13 protein-coding genes and 1 tRNA gene are annotated in these 23900 nt (G+C 34.1%); 13 read left to right on the forward strand and 1 reads right to left on the reverse strand.

The features are described 5' to 3' along the window. Positions 1-171 precede the first annotated feature (171 nt). A complete protein-coding gene (locus AVL50_RS25905; protein ID WP_062619881.1) occupies positions 172-1194 on the reverse strand; it encodes a YafY family protein in 1023 nt (340 codons plus the stop codon). A gap of 88 nt (positions 1195-1282) precedes the next feature. Between AVL50_RS25905 and AVL50_RS25910 the strand changes: the two genes are divergently transcribed. The 13 genes from AVL50_RS25910 to AVL50_RS25965 all read left to right on the forward strand — a co-directional run bounded on the left by AVL50_RS25910 (position 1283) and on the right by AVL50_RS25965 (position 23894). Beyond that, positions 1283-2653, forward strand: coding sequence for an RtcB family protein (locus AVL50_RS25910; RefSeq protein ID WP_062619883.1), 1371 nt, complete (start codon positions 1283-1285; stop codon positions 2651-2653). Positions 2654-2781: 128 nt separating this feature from the next. Next, positions 2782-3420 (forward strand): hypothetical protein, encoded by a 639-nt coding sequence (locus AVL50_RS25915; protein ID WP_157491552.1) that lies wholly within the window; start codon positions 2782-2784, stop codon positions 3418-3420. 313 nt (positions 3421-3733) lie between these two features. Further along, positions 3734-3859, forward strand: a tRNA-OTHER gene (locus AVL50_RS33140). Between the two features lie 327 nt (positions 3860-4186). Then, the gene (locus AVL50_RS25920; protein WP_062619887.1) at positions 4187-6421 is read left to right on the forward strand and encodes a hypothetical protein; all 2235 of its coding nucleotides are present in this window, start codon (positions 4187-4189) and stop codon (positions 6419-6421) included. Positions 6422-6896: 475 nt separating this feature from the next. Next, on the forward strand, positions 6897-8570 hold the full coding sequence (locus AVL50_RS25925; protein ID WP_062619888.1) for a hypothetical protein: 1674 nt from the start codon (positions 6897-6899) through the stop codon (positions 8568-8570). A 1-nt stretch (position 8571) separates the two neighbouring features. After that, the gene (locus tag AVL50_RS25930) at positions 8572-10143 is read left to right on the forward strand and encodes a hypothetical protein (protein ID WP_062619890.1); all 1572 of its coding nucleotides are present in this window, start codon (positions 8572-8574) and stop codon (positions 10141-10143) included. A 296-nt stretch (positions 10144-10439) separates the two neighbouring features. Beyond that, positions 10440-11021, forward strand: coding sequence for a hypothetical protein (locus AVL50_RS25935; protein WP_062619892.1), 582 nt, complete (start codon positions 10440-10442; stop codon positions 11019-11021). Next, positions 11018-12343 carry a hypothetical protein gene (locus AVL50_RS25940; protein ID WP_062619894.1) on the forward strand — a complete coding sequence of 442 codons (1326 nt, stop codon included), beginning with the start codon at positions 11018-11020 and terminating at the stop codon, positions 12341-12343. The genes AVL50_RS25935 and AVL50_RS25940 overlap by 4 nt, the downstream gene beginning before the upstream one ends. Before the next feature lie 9 nt (positions 12344-12352). Then, the gene (locus AVL50_RS25945) at positions 12353-13147 is read left to right on the forward strand and encodes a hypothetical protein (protein ID WP_062619896.1); all 795 of its coding nucleotides are present in this window, start codon (positions 12353-12355) and stop codon (positions 13145-13147) included. A gap of 32 nt (positions 13148-13179) precedes the next feature. Continuing rightward, positions 13180-18045 (forward strand): hypothetical protein, encoded by a 4866-nt coding sequence (locus AVL50_RS25950; RefSeq protein WP_062619897.1) that lies wholly within the window; start codon positions 13180-13182, stop codon positions 18043-18045. Between the two features lie 53 nt (positions 18046-18098). Further along, positions 18099-22130: a carbohydrate binding domain-containing protein gene (locus tag AVL50_RS25955; protein WP_062619900.1), complete on the forward strand. Its 4032-nt coding sequence runs from the start codon at positions 18099-18101 to the stop codon at positions 22128-22130. Positions 22131-22171: 41 nt separating this feature from the next. Continuing rightward, complete coding sequence (locus tag AVL50_RS25960; RefSeq protein WP_062619902.1) at positions 22172-22816, forward strand: hypothetical protein; 645 nt, start codon at positions 22172-22174, stop codon at positions 22814-22816. Continuing rightward, positions 22803-23894 (forward strand): hypothetical protein, encoded by a 1092-nt coding sequence (locus tag AVL50_RS25965; protein ID WP_062619904.1) that lies wholly within the window; start codon positions 22803-22805, stop codon positions 23892-23894. The genes AVL50_RS25960 and AVL50_RS25965 overlap by 14 nt, the downstream gene beginning before the upstream one ends. The last annotated feature ends 6 nt before the right edge of the window (positions 23895-23900 follow it).

The following is a 23900-nucleotide window of genomic DNA, read 5'->3' on the forward strand; positions in this document are numbered from 1 at the left end:
CAACATAACGAAGGAACAGATAAGATAGGAAGACCAAATTTTCTAAATCCTTTCCCTTGTAAATCAAATGGTTTGTAGGGTAGGGAGTCTACAGACTCCTTCAAAATATAGACACAAGTGACGCCTCCGGCTTAACACTTGCGCCAGTTGTGGGATTTAGTGATTTAAGGTTTATGAGGTTTCTTCATCCTGATAAAGTTCCAATCCTTTCAAAAGTACCTTTTTCATTTTATTCCTTAATTTTAAAGGGGCTAACACTTCAAGCGATGCTCCAAACCCTAAAAGAAGACGTTCCAATTCGTAATTAACATGGACCGTTATTTCGACAGTAATACTACCATCCTTTTCTTTGCTAAGAACTTTTTGAGAATGATGCAAAGGTTTTGTTACTACATAAGGGGCATTTTTTCGATCAATTTTTAATTGAATGGTTTCAACATATTCGACAGGGTGAACAGTGACACCGATTGTGTTTTTATAATATTCATCTCCATTAAATCCGTCATTATTATACTCTTTTTCAAAATCATAATTGATATTGATGATCCGGTCTAAAGCTAATGTTAATATTTCACGTTTTCTTTTTCTACCAATCACAAACCATCTATTGTTGTATTCCTTCAAAATATAAGGAGTGAGATTAATGGATGAAGGCACTCTTGAAGTAAAAGATTGATATTCTATCACTAGGCAAACCTTTTTAAGAATCGCTTGATATAAAGTATCCAAATGTTCTAGCCCTTTTAAACCTTCATTTTTATCTAAATGAATAATAGCATTTTGGTCACTTTTTTCACTGTAGACTTTATCTTCTAGTCTTTGTATGATGCCATTTAATTCAGAAAAAAGAGAGAAGTCTTTAAACTGTTTGAGCATTTCTACCGATTCAGAAAGAACACTCATATCATTTTCAGTCAAAGGAATATTGGTGATGGAATAATCCTCGTCTTCATATTTATAATACTTTCGATCATAAACTATAATAGGAGCATTATAACCGAGTTTATCACTTCTCATCATTTGAATATCCAATTGAATACTTCTTTTACTCACATTAATATCCCTTCCCTCGTATTCAAAAAGAGCTTCCGAGCATTCTTCAATCAAGTCATTCAAAGTCCATTTTCTGTACTTATTCTGAAGACATTTGTCGATGGTTTTATAGCGAATTAGAGCGTTTTTATTTTGTGCCATAAAATAAAATTAGAAATTATTTACAACTACGCAAAATGATTGCGTAGTAGCCTTTCACCTTTGAACTATCAAAAAAATAAAACACAAAATGATTAATGGAAATACCTTAATAGCGATGGGTTATACCCCAGGAAAGTGGTTTAAAGAAGCCCTTGAGTACATCAATTCGAATGACTTGTCAGACGAAGAAATGAAGGACTATTTGAAGCAATTCAAAACCACTCCCAAAATGGAATTACACCAAGAGTCCATTCCGTATGCCATGAACATTAAAGCTGAAAATGAATTGGAAGAGAGCAATGTTCAGTCGGTGAAAAATACGATGGATTTGGTGATGAAAACACCTACTGTAGTCAATGGTGCAGTAATGCCGGATGCTTGCCCGTCGGGTAGCAAAGGAACGATCCCAGTGGGCGGAATTGTAGTCACAAAAAATGCAATTCATCCTGGCATGCACAGTGCAGATATCTGCTGTTCTTTGATGTTGACAGATTTAGGAAAAGTAAATCCTAAAGAGGTGTTGGATGTAGCACAAAACGTTACCCATTTTGGTCCTGGAGGAAGAGATCGACATACGCAGTTTAGGTTTCCGACTGATTTACTAGAAGCTTTCGAAAGTAATTTCTTTACTAACAGAGAAGAAGTCATCAAAACAGCGAGAGCACATTTAGGAACGCAAGGCGATGGGAATCATTTCTTGTTTGTGGGTACTTCAAAAGCCACCGGCAACACCATGTTAGTAACGCACCACGGATCAAGAGGTGTAGGAGCAAAACTTTTCAAAAGAGCGATGCAAACCGCTGAGCGTTTCAGAAGAACACTTTCCCCTACTACTTTAAAGCAAAATGCTTGGATTCCTTTCGATACAGAAGAAGGGCAAGCCTATTGGGATGCATTAAAAGTGATTAGAAAATGGACAAAACAAAATCACATCTGCATTCATGATGCAGTAGCAGAGCAATTAAAAGTGGACGTTCAAGACCGCTTTTGGAACGAGCATAATTTCGTTTTCAAAGAAGGTGACCAATTTTACCACGCCAAAGGAGCAACGCCAATTCATACACCTTTTTCCAAAGAGCAGGATGAAAGAAGATTGATTCCAATGAATATGGCAGAACCGATTTTGATTGTTAAAGGAAAAGCAACCGACACCAATATTGGTTTTGCTCCTCATGGTGCGGGTAGAAATGTCAGCAGATCGGCACATCGAAGAACCAAAGAAGCGATGACCAACGAAGAAGTTTTTGCACAAGAAACGGAAGGGCTAGACGTTCGTTTCTTCTTTGATAAAATCGATGTAACGGAACTTCCTTCCGCCTACAAAAATGCTTCTCAAGTAAGAAGTCAAATGCAAGAATTTGGTTTGGGAGAAGTTATTGATGAAGTACTTCCTTACGGTTCAATCATGGCTGGCGATTGGGAAAGCGACAGGCCTTGGAGAAGGAAGAAGAAAAAATAACCGAAGGTCAAGCATAAGTTACTTCAATTCCCTTCCTGAACTCACTTATGTAATTACCTTCATTCGGGACAGTAGTTCAGTTGTTGTAACTTACATTATCAAAATTTAATATACTTTTAAAAGAACTATTGAATATGGAGATGAGCCCCAAGTTCGAAAAGGAACTAATCAATAATGTAATTGAAAGTCTATATGCTTCTGGAGTTTTCACCGAAGATGATATCAAGGATAAAGAGTCATATATTTCAGGCCTTAAACGAATCATCGATAATGGAATTGTTGACGGAATTACAATTGTAACTGATCATACTGAAAGTTTGACATTAAAAGCAAGAGAATGTCAAAAAGCTAAAGAATTCGATTATGCAAGAATATTTTATGCAACTTTTTTTGAGCACAAGGTTAATGACCTAATATCTCTATATTGTATTAGAAATGGAATTGATTTAAAAACTCAGATTTCAATTATAAAATCAGTAAATATATTAGGTAAGTTTACTTGGTTACTGGAACTAATGAAGTATCCTAAGTTCAATAAAAAACATCTATCTACAATTTTAAAGCTAGCTGATTCTAGGAATTCATTTGTCCATTACAAGTGGAAGGAAGATCCAGAATTAAATAATGAAATTGATTGGGATAAAGAAAAGTTGAGAATTGACTCTGAATTTGAGAATATTGAAAAAACAGTAAAGTATTTCAAAAACTATTGTAGTAAACTAAAATTCAAAGGGAAAAAAGGACAGATTAAAAAGATAGTGAAGTGATTTTCTTCCCCCTGGCGCAAGTGTTAAGCCGATAGGCGTCACTTGTGTCTAAAAATCGGAAAAGTCTCCAGACTTCCGAATCAACATAACGAAGGAACAAATAAGATAGGAAGACCAAATTTTCTAAATCCTTTCTCTTGTAAACCAAATGGTTTGTGGGGTAGGGAGTCTACAGACTCCTTCAAAATATAGACACAAGTGACGCCTCCGGCTTAACACTTGCGCCAGTTAAGTTTCTATACAAAATAACCGAAGGTCAAGCATAAGTTACTTCAATTCCCTTACTGAACTACTTATGCCATTACCTTCACCCGAGACAGTAGCTCAGTTGGTAGAGCATAAGGGATAATATTTAAATTACCATTTACGATGGTCAATAAATATTTACTGCTATCATTGGTTAATCTTAAGGTCGTGGGTTCGAGTCCCACCTGTCTCGCTAAAAGGTCAATTGTATCTTACTACTATGAGGTTCGAGTCCTCACTTAGATGTCGGTTTTTAAAGATACAAGTACTAGGACAAAATGTCCCTTTTCTTCTGTTCTAGTACATAAAATTACCTTTTATGGATGAGGTCAATGCTTTCTTACTTCCACACGACTCAAAATCGCTAGATAGAGAAAGCAAATTACCTTCACAGGTCAACTATTACTTACTTCAGAGGGTTACCTCACTAGGTTAGGGATTTAGAAGTAATAGCATTACCTGTAACTACCATAACAGCCCACAACAAATAGGTTGTGGGCCTCATTAAATTTTCCAGATGATGAAAAACGAATTACAAAAAGTAGCTATTCGTAATGGGGCATTGTATGTGCCATTAAAAGAGATACCCCAAAAAGCAGTGATCACAGCGATCACAAAATCATATATCCGCCTTTTTGAAGAAGTGGGATTTTATTTCTCCAATGATCTATTACTTCATTTAAATGCAGTTTCACCTACAGAAAAAACGGCTATTTATGCCGTTGTACAAGAGGTTCTTGGCTTAAAGAAAAATTGGACACCACTGATCAAAGCATGGGATCAACCCTCGAAGATTACATTTGGTGATCAAGTGATTACTTGGTTGTCCAATAAAATGGGTTCCCAAAGCGGTTACCTTTTACCATGTGATCATGTCATTCCTGAAGGCACATTTAATATTGATGACTTCAATGGTTGTCCTCATTGTGGTACACCTTTCGAAGTGGGGAAGTTAATGTTGCAGGATGAAGGGAAAAAGCTTAAAAAATTAAGTCTTTGGACAGATCAAGAATTAGAAAAATATTTTCACGGGTTACTAGTCTCTGCAGTTGCATTGGATGCCACGCAGGTAGAGAACCTTCAGATTTTATTAAAACACTTTGACTTTCCTGAAGGTGCACAAATTGTGATGAAGGAAACAAAGATGTTGGTGATTGATACATTGACACAACAAAATGAAATCAGAAAGGCCAATCAGTTTTTCCAATCTCCTAATGATGTCTTAAGGTATTTATGGTATAAACATACTGGTTATTTACAACTTGTAAAACCAAAAGTGATTATCAAAAGAAAAGGGATCAATGCTGTCAATATCCATCGACAAATGGATGCTCAACAAGCCACAAAGAAGAAGGCGACTGACGCTTTGAAATTGAAATTTTCAAGAAAGGAAGCGAAGGTTTATGCTTATTGGCTGAATCGTTTATCCATGAATATCCAACAGCAATGTGAGGACATGCACCCTAATAGAGGAATGTGGGTTAGAGTGATCAGAGCCTTACGTTTGGGGGAGTTGAGTAAAAGAAAAGGATATGAAAAGCTCGCTCAATTAATGGATACTTTTTATAATCAAAACTATACCGTTTGGCAGGGTAGAGTGAATCATTTTAAGCTGAAGCTTGATGCTGAAAAGACTTTTACTTTGTTGAAGCAACGTCCAGGATTATTTGCAAGATCTTTATTTGCCAATATGCTTTGGTTTGGTCCAGAAGTAACTTTGAAGCACTTTAAGGAAATTGTAAATCAATTGCCATCACGCTTGATCTACACTTTGAATATGTATGCGGATACCTATTTTGACCCTAGTTCAGATAGAGTGGTAAAACCTTTGGGCGGGACATCGAAAAGAATTCCGAAAAACCACTTGTTGCAAGCTTATATGGAGGAAGATTTGAAGAAGATGGTCAATCAAATCCACCAACTGACTTTTGAGAAAATCAAAGAGAAGTTGGAGCAGGAAGAAGTCAAACCACATAGTATTTATATCGACCCACAATTGTATAATATTCCTTTTGCGATTGGGGAAAGAAGTAATCATATCCAAGATTTGAATCACGTTCCTACAGGAGCAAGGTTCCCGATTGAGGGAGATAAAGTCCGTCTGTTTATGCAATGGGGAGAAGGGTTGCCGGCTCAACATTTGGATATGGATGTAAGCTGTATGGTGATTTATCCTGAAAAAGCAGAGTTTTGCTCTTACTCCCAACTGAATATCGGAGGTTGTAAACACAGCGGAGATATACAGCAGATTCCAGAAAAAGTTGGAACAGCAGAATACATTGATGTTGATGTCGCTTACTTGCAGAAGTGGGGAGCGAAGTACGTTTATTTTACTTCCAATGCCTACACTAACGGAAGCCTTAGCCCGAATATGATGGTCGGTTGGATGAATTCAGAATACCCGATGACCATTTCCGATACAGGCGTAGGGTATCATCCAGCACATATTCAACAGCACATCAAAATCAAAGAAGGCTTAGCCAAAGGTTTACTTTTTGGAATATTGGATATCCAAAAGCGGGAAATGATTTGGTTGGAAATGGATTTCAGTGGTCAAGTCGTTCAAAATATGAACTTGAAAACAGTAGAAAGCTTGATGCAAAAAATGGAGGCCAGAATCAAAGTAGGAGATATTCTGAAGCTAAAAGCAGAAATTCACCAACTCACCATTACAGAAAATCAAGAAGAAGCAGATCAAGTTTATGATTTGAAATGGGCTAGCGATCCGAATGAACTTAATCAGTTTTTGTTGTAAGGAAGCATTGAAGCTATGCGAGTGCTAGGACTTACATAGTGTACATAGTAGCATGTACATCATGTAAGTCCTAGCACTTGCAATATGTACGTCTCTGCATGTACAGTGTGTACGTGCTGGGATGTACTAGTACAATGCTTTGGTGTCCCATATCTATGGGAAAGATTGTCTCATAGTAATGGGAAAAGGAGTCCTCTTTATATGAGAAACACTTTCCCCAATACATGGGAAAGTGTTTACCACTTCTAGCACAAGTATCAAGCCGATACTTGTGTTTAAAAATCGGGGAGGAGATAAGATCAGTTAAGACAAATCATAAAAAGGGTTTAAAAAAGATTTGAGGATAAATCTCTCGAAGATAAATAATTAACGTTTCTATTTAGACAGTTCAGATTATCGGGGTAACTATATTTTCTTTGTAAAGCTAGGAATAAGTTTTAGTTTTGTGTTTTTAAAAATTTAAAAGCTAAACTAAGTGTATCTTCAATCAACTTTTACTGTATTATTATTTTCCCTATTTTTCTTTTTTTCGAATGTAAGTTGGGGACAAAAGGGAAATACTCACGACGATCCATTTGTGGTGACAGATCTCAATCAAACTTTTGAAGGAAGTTTAAATGATTTTACTAAGGATTTACCCATGGGATTAATTCGTCATGAAGGGGATAGTCCCAATATTTGGTTTTCTTTTATTTGTCCACAAAATATAGATTATTTAAGGATCGATTACATATTGAAAGGAGGTGGCTTACCAAGATTATCATTATATGATCAAGACGGTATAGATAGTTGGAAGAATAATGGTATTGATACTCCCTTATTTAACATAAAAGGAGGAATTCATGGTAGGCCTATTATTGTTACAAGTGATTTGTGTAAGTTTGAGCCAGGTAAAAAATATTATATTACGTTTTTTAGTTATTCAGGAACAAGAGAGTACAAGGTTGACTTTTCTACTCAATATAAAATTGGGGACAGTCCATCTTCTGCTATTGAAATAGATTTTAATTCATTTAGTAATAATTGGCAACATGTAGAACAACCCGTAAACTTAACAATTGTACCTCCTGCTGGAGGAAATACTAAGAGTTCAAATAGATGGTTTAAATTTACCTATCCAGAGGATGAACCTTCTTTGCAAATAAAATTTATCCCACTACAACAAGGCATAGGTAGAATAACATTGTTTGATCAATCCAAAATAGACCTATGGAATAGTGAGCAACAAGATGAGTATTTATTAAAAAAGAAGTCTGATGGTCATGGTCAGCCTTCTACAATTAGTTCTAATGATTTTCAGTTTATTAAAGGGAATGTCTATTATTTTTCAGTCCATGCTCATGTCATAGCAGATGATACTGAATATTCTGTAAATATGATCAAAGGAGATGAGAATGATGGGTATTGGTCAATCATTGAAAAGTATCAATCATTAAGCTCCTTATATCCGAAAGTAGGAATTGGTACCGAAAACCCTACTTCTACATTAGAGGTTAATGGAGATATTGCAATATCTTCTATGCCATTAGGAGAGAGTAGTACAAGCAAAAAGTTGATTTTAAATGGGCAATCAATAGCAGATAAAAATATATGGTTATCAAGGCATGATAACTCAAATAATAGTGAATTAAGAATAAATTTAGCTTCAGGTATATCTCCTATAGATAATCAATTGAGTATCGGTTATACAGTAGGCTATGATTGGATACCTAAGTTTAGTTTCAGTAAGAGTGGTAAGTTAAGCATCAACACACTAGACCCTGGTAAATATTCATTAGCTGTTAACGGAAGTATAGGAAGTAACCTAATTGAGTCTAAGGAAGTGATTGTTACACCTCAAATTGAATGGCCAGATTATGTATTCAATGAAGATTATCCACTTATGCCATTAGATCAGCTTCAAAAGTATTTGAACGAACATAAACATTTACCTGAGATACCTTCTGCTGAAGAAGTGAAAGAGAAAGGACTTTCTATTGGTGATCAGAATGCTTTATTACTGAAAAAAATAGAGGAATTGACTCTTCATATAATAAATCAAGAACAAGAGATAAAAAGACTAGAACAACTCAATGATAAAGTAGAATTGCTTGAAAAGCAATTGCTTCTGATGACCGATTTATTAAAGAAAAATCAACTTATCGATTAAAATGAAAAAAATACTAATTACAACAATATTATTATGTTGCTCGCTCTCTTTCGCATTTTGCCAGGAGGGAGATAATAAAGAGACTGCTGTTGCTTTGGTGCTTAATTCAGTTTCTGATGTATTTACTACAGAAGATGGAACTCCAGATGGAGTTAAACCAAGTTGTTGGAAAGATGGTCCGAGTGCTAATAAGTGGTTTAAATTTATTGCTCAATCTTCAAATATTGACATTCAATTGAATAGAGGTTCAATTCAGAGGGCAATGATTGCTCTATGGGATGATCAAGGCAATGTTATCTCCTGTAATAGTTATGCATCAAATTATTCTAATGTCTCGGTAGGTTCAACAGACCTAACACCCGGAAATACTTATTACATCTCTGTAGATAATCAAAATTATGTCCCTTACAGAGGCACTTTTACTTTAGCAGTTTACAATAGAATTTCTAATGACTTCAAAGAAGGAGCACTAACAGTGAACTCTTCAGGATGTACTGAAGAATTTGATAATGTTGGAGGTACGCCTGACGGTCCTTCAAGTTGTTCTACTACTCCATATGCAAATAAATGGTACAAATTCGTAGCTACATCTTCAAATATTGATATCAAACTAAATAGAGGAACTATTACAGCTCCAAGGTTGATGCTTTGGGATTCTAACCTTAATTTATTGTCTTGTGAAGCTTCAGCGTCAAATAGTTCTGATGTTAGAGTAGGATCTGTCAGTTTAACCTCTGGTGAGGTTTATTTCATCTCAGTTGATAATTTAGGAAATTCATCTTGGAGAGGTACATTCACATTATGTTTAAGCAATGAAATAACGAATGATTTTAAAGAAGGGGCAAAACCTATTAATTCTTCAGGGTGTACAGAAGAATTTTCTACAGTTGAGAGTACACCAGATGGACCAGAAAGTTGTACAGTCCCTTTTGCAAACCGATGGTATAGTTTTACTCCTAGAACATCAAAAATTGATATTGAATTAAAAAGAGGAACTATTACTGATCCAAGGCTGATGCTTTGGGATTCTGATTTTCAATTAGTGGCTTGTGCTATTGCAGAAAATCAAAACTCTAATGTTTCTATTAAATCTGAGGAGTTAACTCCGGGAAATAAGTACTATATTTCGGTTGACAACAGAAATAATAATAGTTGGAAAGGTACTTTTTCATTGTGTTTAGATGATTATGGTCCTAATATTTGTGCTCCTTTGAGTTGTAATGAAAAAAGCGTTATGATAAATGTTTCTGATGCTAGAGGATATGATCTTGCTGTAGGAGGCAAAATCATTGCAGAAGAAGTGACTATTTTGTCTGTTAATAATTGGCCTGACTATGTTTTCGGGGATAATTATGAACTATCATCACTAAAAGACTTAGAGACATATATTACAATGAATAAACATCTCCCAGAAATACCATCGATCAAAGAAGTTGATGAAAACGGAGTGGAGCTTGGAAATATGAATAAACTACTTTTGAAAAAAATTGAAGAGTTAACTCTTTATCTAATCCAACAGAACAAAGAAATTCAAGAACTTAAAAAAGAGGTGTCTGCTTTAAAGAAAGACTAAATCAAAAGATTAATACAGGACTTTCCGTTTCAATATAAAACTGAAGAAGAGTTATAGATTGGCTGGATATATGATTATGATTTCAAACCAGGAATATGGTTTTACTAAAAAAGATAAAAGAATTAACACTGTATATACTTAAACAGAAGCAGAAACAAAATGATCAATAAGAAAGATTGCTAAATATAGAAAAACAACTGAAAGTTCTATTAAACCAGAATTGAAATTATTTATTCATTTTAAATAAACCTATATTTGATACGTAAAACTAGACAAACCTCTTTATTGTAAGACCAATGAATTTAAAGCTTCATTTAGCAAACTTATTTTTTGTAGCATTATTATTTTCTGGGTGTACAGGTGTTTCAAAAAATGACTATATAAAGTGGGTCATTAACCCAACAAATAATCTGCGTCAAATACAGCAAGATACTAGCGGTGTTATTGTAAATTTACAGTTTCAGCCTAGTCGTTATAAAGTACTCCAAAGTAATTTTGAGATAAAAGATCCTGCTTTTACAAAAGAAATAAAAGAATGGAGTGACGTAGTATCATTTTTAATGAAAGTCTCAGTTCCTGAAGATGACAAATTCAATGCTTTATTGAAACAAAAGGGAATGAATTTAGATCACTTTTTATCATTTGATTTCAGTAAAGAAATTGAATTAAAACAAGGAAATACAAGTTTGAGTGCAGCGTTTTTTCATAATGAAAATAGAAGAACCTCAAATGGTGAGTATGTCATTAATGTTGTGTTTAAAAATGATGAAATCAGCTTTTCAAATCCATTTACATTTAATATTAGAAGCAAAATATTGGGTAGGTTCTCTTTTGATTTTGATACAAAAGAAGAAGAGAAAATAACTATTAGATTATGATTAAGCTCTACATATTTCTTTTACTTATATTGCCAATTTTTTGTACTGCACAGTATGTCGAAGAAAGTACTGTAGAGCAAGACACTTTAGACAGAAAAGCAGTTAAAATCATTGAAGGAAAAAGCATTGTTGATGAGGAGTTAAAAAAAGCGAATAATAAACTAAAAAGTAATTATTCAACGCTTAAAAATGAAAGTGTTACCACATTAAATTTAATTAATGATAATCTATTAAATGTAGGAAAAGATTCTTCGGTAGAGGGTAAAGCTGAAAGTGTTAAGACATTAATTCTTCTTCAAAAAGAGAGAGTGGAGTCCATTCAAGGAATTAGTTCAATGAGCACACCTTCTCTAGGAGATTTAGGGGGTAACTTACAATCTAAACTTAAAAATAAAGAAATTCCTTTAGTTGAAAATAAATACACAGATTCAGCATTTGTCTATTTGGAAGAAGTAAAACGATTAAAAGAGGTTTACCATAATATAGATTCACTTTCCCAGTTAGAAGGTGAATTGACACGTTTTTTTGCGAAACGAGAAGTTTCCAAAGAAATCGCTCAATTGAAAGAGAAAGTAGATGATCACAAATCAGTAAGAGCTGTTTTTTATTTAGATTCTATCCGTAAATCAAATAGGAAAAAGTGGAAAGCTTTGAATATAGAATCGGTGGATGATATTAAAGAAAAATTAGAACAGCTAGAGAAGAAAGATTTTAAGAATGGTATAAAGTTACCTGAAGCTTTTGATACTCTTTCTGTTGCTAGATTTTCCACATCCTCTTTTGACCCTGAGCTTATTTTGAAGGAGAAAGAAAAAATGGCTAAAGATGGAGTAAAGAAATATTACATACAGAAGAAACAGCTATTCCAGCTGCCTAAAAATATGTTTTTTAACCTCAACTTAAGTATCACTTCATTCGATTCTTTGGGATTGCAGTTAACTCCTAAAATTGGATATAAATTTAAGTTCGGATTAGCAATTTCCACAGGATTAATCATCAATGGACAGGCCTATCCTTATGAGAAGGCCTTTTTAATAAAAGTGGGTGTAAAAAACACATTAAGTTATCACTATCCTAAGTTTAATAAGTTGGGTGTAGTTTGTGATCATATTCTTGCTCAAAAATCTATTGATCAGAATACAGAATACAAAGGGTTGAAAAACTGGGATTCTATTATTCTAGTAGGACCATCACTAAGGATCCCAATTATGGGATTAGTAGACTTTAAGTTTGCTATAAAATATAATGTATTAGAAAAGAAAAACGACTTTTTTATTGATGAAAACTGGAACATTGATCTAGGGTTCACAATATTTAATTAGAACTTCAAAATGAATAAATTTCAAATTCTTTCTTCAATTTTTTATCTCATCACCCTTTCACTTTTTGCTCAAGAAGGAGAAATAGATCGGAAGAATATAAATATAGAAGAGATGCCTTATGTGCATTTGCAATGGGGACAAACTATTTATCAGGATGTGAAAGTATTAGATTCTATTCCTGTGATATATATAGAGCAATACGCTAAAAAAAGTAAAGAAGTAACTTTTTATTTTGAAGACAAGTTCCATCAGCCTGTCGGACAGATTAAAAGAACTATGGTCAATGGAAGAAATTATTTAGTCATTGATGCTACTAAATTATTTTTTTTAGTAAGAGGAAACGAGTATTATTTGAAAGTGAAAAACAAATATGGGGTAATCGCTAACTTACATTTTTATTACAAAAAGAAAGCCGCTCCATTAACTATCCATAGTAAACTTCAACCTGTGGTGATGAACTGTGAAGAATATAAAAAGTCAATTTTTAACTTGACCATGGAAATTACAGGGGGTGAACCACCTTATAATATCACTCATAAAATATCAAGAGATAAAGAAGGAAATGAGCTGATTGTAAAACCAGTCCAATACTACAAAAAAGAAAACTCTCCTTCTACATATATAGAAGTGGAAGCTTTTGAAGGATTTTATATAAAAAGTACAGTGACAGATAATTGTAAGGAGACAAAGGAATATAAAGTCTTTACCGATTGTAGGCAGACAGGAACTATTGAATTTGAGTTGAATTTTGTGAATCCATTCAACCAAAACTCCAACTTCAATCAAACGAAAACAGATTATTAATAAGAGAATTATACATTTGTAATTATAAAATAATGATTTACTATTTTAAGAACTACCCACAATTGAAAAGGGGAATTGCCTTTTTCTTGTTGTTCAATTTTTTACAATTTATTTTATTACCAAATAGTACTTATGCATTAACTTCAGGACCTTCTCAACCTGAAATTCAATCTTTTCAAGCTATTGGAACTTCAGATATGGTGGATCTATTTTCTGGAGATTTTAGTTACAATATTCCATTATTTGAGCTTCCAGGTCCCAATGGAGGATATCCTTTTAATTTATCTTACAGTGGTGGAAACTCTGTAGATCAAGAGGCAAGTTGGGTTGGATTAGGTTGGAGCTTAAGTCCAGGAGCCATTACCCGGCAAGTAAGAGGTATTCCTGATGATTTTAAGGGAGATGCAGTAATAAAACAAGTCAGTATGAAGCCAGATCAAACAATTGGTCTAGGAGTTACTGGTTCCTTAGAGTTTGCAGGTGTGAACTTACCCAAAAGTGTGGCTTTAAGTGGTACTGTAGGATTATTCTATAATAATTATAGAGGTCCGGGCTTAGATATTTCAGCAGGAGTTAATTTTAAAACGGGTTCATTAGGAATGGGACTTAACCTTGGAGTAGGTTCGCAAGATGGTGTTTCTATATCACCTTCTATTGGACTAAATTATAAGAAAAATGATAGTGAATATAGCTTAAACGGTGGCTTCACTTACAATTCTTTAAGAGGAGCTACAGGGTTACAGTTAACTACAGATGTAACAAAATACTCAACAGTTCATAGAACTGTTAAATCTAAGACAGGTCACAAAATGAGTGAACTTGGCGAAACAAGTTATAGTGTAGGAGCATCAACACCAATTTCTTTTGCTCATTCCGGTTTCATGCCATCTATAGGAATACCTCAAAAAGGATTAGGATTTACTTTTAAAGCAAAAACCGGAGTCAGTCTCTTTACAATATTTGGTAATGCTACAGTGCAAGGTAATTATAATAGAATCGAATACGGTGATGGAGAAAATTTAGTACCATCATATGGAGCTTACTATCATCATGAATCAACAAATGCAGGAGAAGTGTTAGTAGATTTTAATAGAGAAAAGGATGGTATTCTGAAAAATGGAATGACGAACTTAGCTATGCCTCACTTCACTTCTGATATTTATAATGTTACTGGTCAAGGGAATGGAGGAATGTTTAGAGCAAAACTAGATTATATCCCTTTTTTAGGAGATCCAGAACTTAAATCTGAAACAATTTACGGTACTTTGGGGATTGATTTAGGAGCTTTTAAATTTGGAGCAAATGGAACATTACTTTATGGAGATAAGGTAGCTAGAAGATGGTCGGAAAAGGTAAATGAAATTCAAGATACAAACAAGGTTGGAAAGTCCAATTTTAAAATGTTTGGTGAAGAAACAACGATTGACCAGCTATCATCTGATTACGATAATGTTGTTGATATTAACTCCAAATCAAAATTCAGAACACAATCTAATCTATTATCATCATCACAAGCACCTTCGAATTTACCAGTTATTGCTATTCCTAATTCATTTTTGAAGCATGATAATTCTTCCAGAGATTATAATGTAACACTTATTGAAGAAAATAGCAATGAAACGGATTTTGTTAGAGGTGGAGAAGATCATCATATTGGAGCTTTTCAAACAACCAATCAAAATGGTGTAAGGTATATTTATGCTCTCCCAGCTTATAATCATGAAAGTGAGAATTATACCTTTAATGTAAATGAACAAAGCCTAGGAAATATGACAGGAACCGTTGATATCTCATCAATGAGTATGAGCGGTGAAGATCTTAATATTAAAGATCTGCCAGGGGACCGATTCTTCGAGAAAACTATTACTCCAAGTCATACTTATGCTCATTTACTGACTGCAATTTTAGGAAACGACTATGTAGATGTTGATAATAATGGCCCATCCGAGAATGATTTGGGCTATTGGGTGAAGTTTAGTTATACAAAACATGCAAGTAATTACAAATGGAGATCTCCTTATGATGCGACGACAGCCAATTACTCTCCTGGAAGTATAAGCAATAAAAAAGATGATAAAGGTATTGTTGTTTATGGAGAAAAAGAGATATACTACCTTTCAAAAGTAGAAACAGCAACACATATTGCCAAATTTATATTATCACCAAGACTTGACGGGAGAGAAGCCGCAGGAAGATTTTTAAAAAGCTTACCTAATAACCAAACACTTGGAGACCAACTAAAATTGGATCGTATTGATTTGTACACAAGACAAGATCAGAAAACACCAGTAAAATCTGTTCATTTCAATTACAAAAAAAATAATTCAGCAAATGATGCGTATGATCTATGCTACGGTACACCTAATAGTAGTGCGTCGACAAAAGGTAAGTTATCATTGCACTCCCTTCATTTTACTTATGGGAATACACATAAGAGTTTTCTCAATCCCTATATTTTTGAATACAACACGGATACAGAGTGGGTTTATAATCAAGAATCACAGGATAGATGGGGAACATTCAGGAAATTATCAAATGACTTAGCCTCACTTTTTTTCCCTTATACTGAACAGACTGCAGATAAAGAGAAGTTGGATGATTTTGCTGGAGCATGGAGTCTGTCTAAAATAACATTGCCTTCTGGAGCTAAGATGTATATTAATTATGAAATAGATGATTATGCCTATGTACAGGATCTACCTGCAATGGAGATGGTGAATATACATAGTACGTCTTCGAATAATGACTTAGATGATTATACAAAAATTGTTGTAGACCTTCCTAATGTAAAATCACAGGAAGATGCACTTCTTCTATTGGATTTTGATGAAAAGGGTGAAGCCCAAGTGGCCTTTACAGCAATGATGGATATTGGAGTTGGTGGTGGAAGGTGGAAAGATATCCATGGATATGCTAAAATTAGTAAGGATAAATGCAAGTATAATACTGATTCAAAAAAAGTTGAATTGGAATTACAAACGATAGATGGGTATCATCCCTTTTCTATGGCGGCATGGCAGTATGTTCAAAAATCAGAACCCAATTTGTTAGGGACATCTTCTATGTTTGACGATACTGACCCATCTCAACAAGCCATTTTATCAGGTGCCTTTGGGATAGTAGGTTTATTAGAGCAAATAGTTCGGGCCATTCAAGGGTTTTATAACTATTGTAAAACTAGAAAAATAGGCACATATATTATGCCCAAATATTCTTTTGTGAGGTTAAACTCATTAAAGGAAATGGATGGTAAATTAACTCTTAAAAAATATGGAGGAGGGCATAGAGTAAGTCAGATTGCACTGCATGATGATTGGGATGAATGGAATGGTTCTTCAGACCCATTATATTATGGACAAATCTACCAATACAAAACTTATAATGTAGATACAGAAAAATGGGAAAGTAGTGGGGTAGCTTCCTATGAACCTCAGATGGGTGGTGAAGAAATACCACAGCGAAAGGGGTTGGTGAATAAGGACTTAATACCATTACGAAACAATGAATATTCAACTTTTGAGCTTCCAATCAATGAAAACTATCACCCTGGACCAATGGTGGGGTATAGTCGTGTTGATGTCATTGATTTAGCTTCAGCCAAGGCCTATGAGGGTGCTGGAAATGAGAATTTACTTCAGATGGTAAAAGGAAGAACGATTGATGGAACGGAGAAAAAGCCATTTGATGCGGTTTCGGTGCCTTTTAAAAGAAGTAAGGTTGGGAAACAAGTTCATGAATTTTATACAGCTAAAGATTATCCAGTGATTACGAATCAAACTCCCATTAGAGTCAATGATTCGGGGAGAGAATTTGTAACGGCAGTTTTGTACTATCAGGAGTCAAGAACTTTGGATGCAAGTCAAGGATATAGTATAGAACTCAATAACATGCACGGGAAACAAAAGAAGGTATCTTTTTATCCTCAGTATGAAGATGGAACATTCTATTCTTCTCCCATATCATGGACTGAATATATTTATCAAGATGACTTTAAAAATGGGAAACGATTACCATTGTCAGAAGTAGAATGTTTGACGTTAAGTGGAAAAGATAATACAATAGCATCTAATGTTGAAAAAAGGACTAAAGGTGTGGAGGTAGATATGTTTATAGATTCTAGATTTTATGAATCTGAGACCTATACTACTGGAGTTGATTTTAATGTAGATGTATTGCAACTACTTTTTGCTCCTATACCTGTTATCTCTGTTTTACCTGATATAAGTAGAGATTACGAAAAAACAACATCACTTATTACTAATAAGATTATTCATCGTTCTGGGATCTTAGAGAAAGTTAAATCGTATAGCGAAGGAGCTCTTTCAGAAGTTCATCACAAATACTACGATAGCAAAACAGGCGAAGTTCTAGTGAAGATGAATACAACGCAGTTTTGGGATCAAAAAAGTGAGCCTTCAGCAGAGAAGAAACTATATTCTTTAAGTGTACCAGGCTATTATAAATACCCAACTATGGGGCAAGGGGAGATAGCTTCAAGTGCGATTTATACAGGTGGACTTAAAAAACTAGAAACTTCTACATTGTCAGGGGAAGTAAATCCTAACCCTAACTATTACGAATTGGAAATTGATCAAAACATTGAACTCATAAAAGGAGATGAGTTTATTATGAAACCAGCAGAGGCATCAGCGGTATCAGTGATGAAGTTTATTTATGTAGGAGAGACCAAAATTGGCTTGCCGGTTGTTGAAGTAATGAACCCAGTGTTGGAAGAATCCTATTCTGGTAGTTTTCAGCATGTAAGATCTGGAAATAGAAATATCCTCTCAGCAACAGCGTCTTCCTATATTTCTAGAGATCCTTCTATGTCTATTGATAAAGCGGATAAAACGTTTTCCAACCTTAATGAAAATTATTTAACACCTCAAATCGACTAAGCTCAATAATGAAATTTTTAATTAATTGCTTTTGTATAATCTTTCTAAATCTGTTGACTTGTTCAGTTGTATTTTCTCAAGCCCCATGTTTAGAAGACGCGATAGTATCTTTAAAGGTTGATTCCAATAGTAATCTTATATCCGGGAGAGAGTCAGTAATTACAGTATATGATGATGAAAGTAAGATTGAAAAAGGTTTATCAGATATTGAATGGGAAGTTAGACATTTTGACTCTAGTGCACCTGACCTGATAATTAGAGGAGGTGAAACTAATGAAATTACTGTAAAGTGGGGAGATTCAGGGGATTATTTGATTTCTTTTGTTGCACAATATAAAAGTGGAAACTGCAGTAAAAGTTATCAGATTTCTAGTCAATTGATGTTGACTATTAAACCTAATATAATTGAATTTAATTACCCTGTATATTCAAATGGAAGTTATGGAGAATATTGTGAGTTTGAAAAGGATAATCATTTTAGTGTGAAATCATCCATTGAATGTCTAGCTTCCAGCTCTATTACTTTAAAAAGAGAGTTGGAAGATAGGTCTTTTCAAGACATTGCAAAAGATGATCCTGCAAATCAATATGCTTATTATACCAATGATCTAAGTAAATTTAGAATTAAGCATTCAGGTACATATAAGTTAGAGAATATATATACCTCTTCATGTAGAGATATAGAAGGAGGTGATGAATCAATAAAATTCTATGTTAATGTAAGTAAACCAGATCCTGATAAGGGTATTTTCGACTATCCTATAGATGATGGTATGGATTATGCCGTAAGATGCTCATTTACTGGGATACGAGATTTTGTCCAAAACAATATGAATTATGCTGTAACTGATCCAACAATTTCGTTACAGATTTATGATAAAAAAGATTATAATGGTAATGACATTTATCGGAATCTGAGACCTGATGAAGGGAGCATTACAGGAGATGCAACAGACTTTAGTTTTGAATTATTTGCAGCAGGAAAGTATCGTATTTATCATGAATACTATGTGTGTGGAGACAAAATTACAAAGTCAGTTGTATTCTATTTGTTGTTGATTCAACCTCCAGTAGGAGTAAATCAGCTTATGATTTGTGAAGACAATGATGAAATGAGTGATGTTCTTAAAAGCTTCTGCGAAAACCCTGAATTTGGAATGGATGGTAATACAAGACCATCCACAAGTAATGGAGCAGCGATGTTGCAATATAGGCAAAGTTGTTCTGATCAGGACTTTATTACAATGCCTTCTGTAGGCTATAATAATATGAAGTTTTTAGATATATCATTTGGTGATAAGTTGGACTTTAGAATGATAAAAGATCCCCATAAAGGAAGTTTGTGGTATAAAAAATCAACTTATTACATTAGAATTTATAAACTTAATGAAGGAAAAAGAGAAGAAATAAAAGGAATCACTTCAAGGCGTAAAGGCCAGATTGACCTGACTGTTGACCTGACAGATGATGATTTTAAAAGTGGGGGTATTTTTGAAATTGAAGCATTTGTACTTTTGAAATCAACAAGGATATCAAGTAAGGGTGCTCCTAGAACTGCGAGGGGGTATTTTAGTATTAAAACAGCCAATTCACCAATATTGGGGGATAACCCTGTACAACGATATGCTCAAAAGCATCCTGATGATAACACCCAAGATGATATTCATATTAACTTTGGTTTTAAAAACCAAGAGGATGGTGTTAAAGTAAGAGCTTATGTTTGGGACTTTGAACCGACTTATGATAATCTTAATAAAAATGTTGATTATAGTCCAAGGCATTTGAAGCAGTTACAAGAGGATAATTCTGAGAAATTTTTCTTCTTTGATCAAGGGGTAACTCTTAATTCAGAAAGAGATAGACTCTATGGAGAAAAGTGGATTGACCTTAGAAATGTTATTACGGTGGTTGATAGAAATAGGGAGGAACATGAGGTAGAGAGTGTGCCTCTTAAAGTTATATCGCCTATTAATGTATTTGTAAAACCTCCTCTTCTTAATGAGGAGTATGATAATATTGTCACTATTAAGCCAGCAGAATCAATTAAAAAGGAGGAAATTTTTAACAATGAAGGGCTTAGAGGATATGAGGTTTGGAGACCTGTTTTAGCAGACGGAACTTTAGTGAGAGATGAAGAAGGTGAGTTAATAGAATACACCGACACTAGTGTTGGGGTTTTAGAAGATAAAAATAATACTGCTAAAAGGTATTTGGTATATAGAAAAATAGACAAGGAAATAACTGAGACCCCTGAAGACTTATATTCTTTTCCTAATAAAGTGATTATTGTACCAAAACCAGAAATAGCCAAGGACCCGATTTGTCCTACAAAATTTTACTTCAATAACAAAAATAATGTAACGCTTGCGGATGTAAAGCAAAGTTATGTATGGAAAATATTACACGAAGGTACTGAAGTGACAAGCAGTACTAAAGGTAGTTTCTCCTATGATTTTCTTACCCATTTGGAGGGCGATACAAAAGATTATGCCGTAAACTTATCAGTTGCTTATACTGACCCTGAAGATAAATTCTTTACAAAACACAGATTACCTGTTTATTCGGATGGAAAAGGAGATTATCCTCACAGTAGAATCTTTAAATCCCATACTTTCCAAGCAGAAGAGGTGACTTTTACAGCTCCTTATCAATTCAAATTAGATGAAAAGAAGATAGAATTAACTCGAGAAATTATAAAAGAAGGATATGGTATTTCTGCTGGCACATTTTCAAATGCTTGGTTAATTTCTCCTAGTGATCTTCCAGTGAGTGAGCTCTCTCAGGAAAGTTTATTGGGTATGTCTCCTTGGTTGAGTGGACAAGCGGGAGTATGGAGAGCAGAAAAACAAATGGCATTTTTAGCAGAGAAATCTCACACGGCTTGGAATAGTGATGTGAATATTAAAAACGATGGTCTAATGGATTTAATTGATTTTAACTGGAAAACAAATGGGTATCTAATCAACAAGTCATCTGAAACTTATTCTAATGGTAAATGGGTAAGAGCATCCACTATCACTGCTTATAATAAAAGAGGGAATGCCTCAGAACAACAGGATGCTTTGGGTAATTATTCTTCTGTTGCGTTTACACATGATGGACAATTTGTAAAGGCTACAGGAAGTAATATGCGAAAAGATGAAATGTTTTATTCAGGTTTTGAAGTAGATGATGTGGAAAAAGATTTATTCTTTAAAAACAGAAAGCTCCAGAAACTAAAAGTAGTATCTGCAAAAGGAAGATTAGCTATCGTGGATGTTCAACAATTGGAGGATCTTGATATCTTACAAGATGACCAAACGTTGATTATGGTCAAAGGTAATGCATATGATAGTGATTTACCTGCTCCATTTACTCTTAAAGGGGTTGTGAGTTGTAGATTTGACTACAATTATACACCTTCTTTTGATCATAATACCCCAGGAGGAGTAGATGCAGGGACAGGTGATGGAAAAATCAAATACTTTTTAATAGGTATTGAAGGTTTTGGTTTTGATAATTTAGGAGAATGGGTAGGAGAGTTAGTCGTTCTCAACCAAGGGGAAGAATCTATTGCAGATAATACTTCTAACTTCACTATCAATACTACAGAAGCCCATTCAGGTAATCATTCTGTAGCAATTCCATCAGGAACACAAACGCTTACATTACAGCACTTATCTCTAGAGAACGGCAAAAAATATGTGTTAAGTGGTTGGGTTAAAAAAGATGAGAGCACTTCCTTCGAAATAGCAGTAGGAGATAATAATGCGATGACACCGTCTGGTAATGTGATTGAAGGATGGCAAAGAGTACATGAAACATTTACATACACTGATACTTCAAAAGATCCTTTGATAGTACAATTTAAAAGTCAAGGAAGTGTGTATTTGGATGACTTGAGAATTTACCCTGAAAGCGGGAACATGCAATCTTTTGTTTATGATCCAACCTCTTACAAATTAAAAGTCATTTTGGATGAGAACAACTTCGCTACTTTTTATAGCTATGATGAACAACAGCAATTGCAGCTCATCCGAAAAGAGACTGAGCAAGGTATTGTTACGCTTCAAGAAGTCATGATGAATTATAAAGATAACTTCTAAAATCGATGAAATATTTAAGCATTATTCTATTATGTCTCAATATGACACTATCAAATTTTGGATTTTGTCAAGACATAGAACAAAAGTTAACTGAACTAGAGCAGAAAGTTCATTCTTCAAAAACGCTAAAGATTGTTGCAGATGTGTACATTAATGATGAACTGAAGCAACACTTCACCACCTATGTGAAAGGCGATAATGTACATTCTTATATGGATAAAGTTGAGATTGTCAAAAATGGAACAATTCAAGCGACAATTGTTCATGATAACAAGAAAATCTTAGTAAGCGAACTTCCTGCGGGAGCCAATAATGAAAATAACATTCTATATACTTATAAAGCTCTATTGCCTAATATGTCTGAGGCTTATAAAATTAGAGAGATTAATGGGGATGAAGCCTATGAAATTATCTTACAGGAACAAAAAAGTATGTATAAGAAAGTACAGATGAGCTTTAATACTTTGGGACATTTGGTTGAAATCAGACTTTTTCCAAAGAAAGATTATATCGGCAGTAGAAGGATAGTATATAAAGAATGGTCATTTGATTTACCCCTCAAGAACGAACTTTTTTCATTGAAAAAAATTACAAAAGATCCTTCTAAGTGGGAAGATTTGCAGGAGGAATACGAGGATTATACGGTTAGAAAAATTTTAAATAAAGAGAAGAATGCAATCAATTAATTATATAACTCTTCTGATCTTATTACCAATCACTTACTTTTTTAGCGGAAGTACTCATTTATACGCAGATAATATAGAATGTTCTGTTTCATTAGATGATTATGTCGTTAACCATGGACTCTTTTTACTTAGAGCTCCTAATGAGAGTTCTAAAGCTTCAATAAATTTGCCAGGTACTGGAAGTTGGAGTTATGAAGGAAGCACTTTTAATAATAATAATATTAATGATATCTTAAAAGAAGATGGTTGTTATAAAACTACTTATACAGAAGGGAGTTGCTCTGTTATTATATATGTTTACATATGGAGACCTAATCTTAGTTCACTCTATGAGGTGAGTTGTAATAATTATTGTACAGACTGTTTGTTTAGAAGTTATGCTCCATTTTCAACTCCAAAAGTTTTTTCTATTCCAAGCTTCAAAAAATATCCTAATGGATTTCCTATGCCTCGTATCACAGGGTCAATAAAGGTCCATTTCAATAAAGTAGTTGTCAAGGAAAATGAATTTTCTGGCGATGGTAATTTAGTATTAACAGGAAGTGCTCAGGGTGTTGAATACTCTTACTATGGAATAGGTAATGTTGATGTCAGCTTGCCTCTAAAAGTAGATTTAGAGAATCATTTTTCAGTGGAGGGGTTGTCAATTCAAGTAAAAGAAAATTCCATAGATTTTAAATGGGTAGACCCCAAAAAAATTAGGTGGTATAGTGTAACAAAAATAGTATTAGACAATACGACAGCAAATTTAGAGGCTATAAACAATGCATCTAGTGTGGATGCGTTTTATACATCTGTAAAAAATCAAGACCCTCTTAATGAGATAATCGTTCATCCCGGAACTACTACTAGTATAATAAATGCAACATTAGAAAGCAATAAAATTGTAATGGCACGTATCAATATTGGAAGTAGGCAAACATTAACAGTTGCTGTAAGAAAAGAATCAAATGGTATTGTAAAAATCATAAAGCATATTGGGTTATATCTAAATAAGGTTCCTACTCTGCCATCAGAAAACTATGCAACAGCTTCCTATAATAATCTAACTATTGGGATTACTTCAATATTTCAATAAAAAAGT

The sequence above is a fragment of the Flammeovirga sp. SJP92 genome (assembly GCF_001583495.1).
In the GTDB taxonomy this organism is placed as follows: Bacteria; Bacteroidota; Bacteroidia; order Cytophagales; family Flammeovirgaceae; genus Flammeovirga.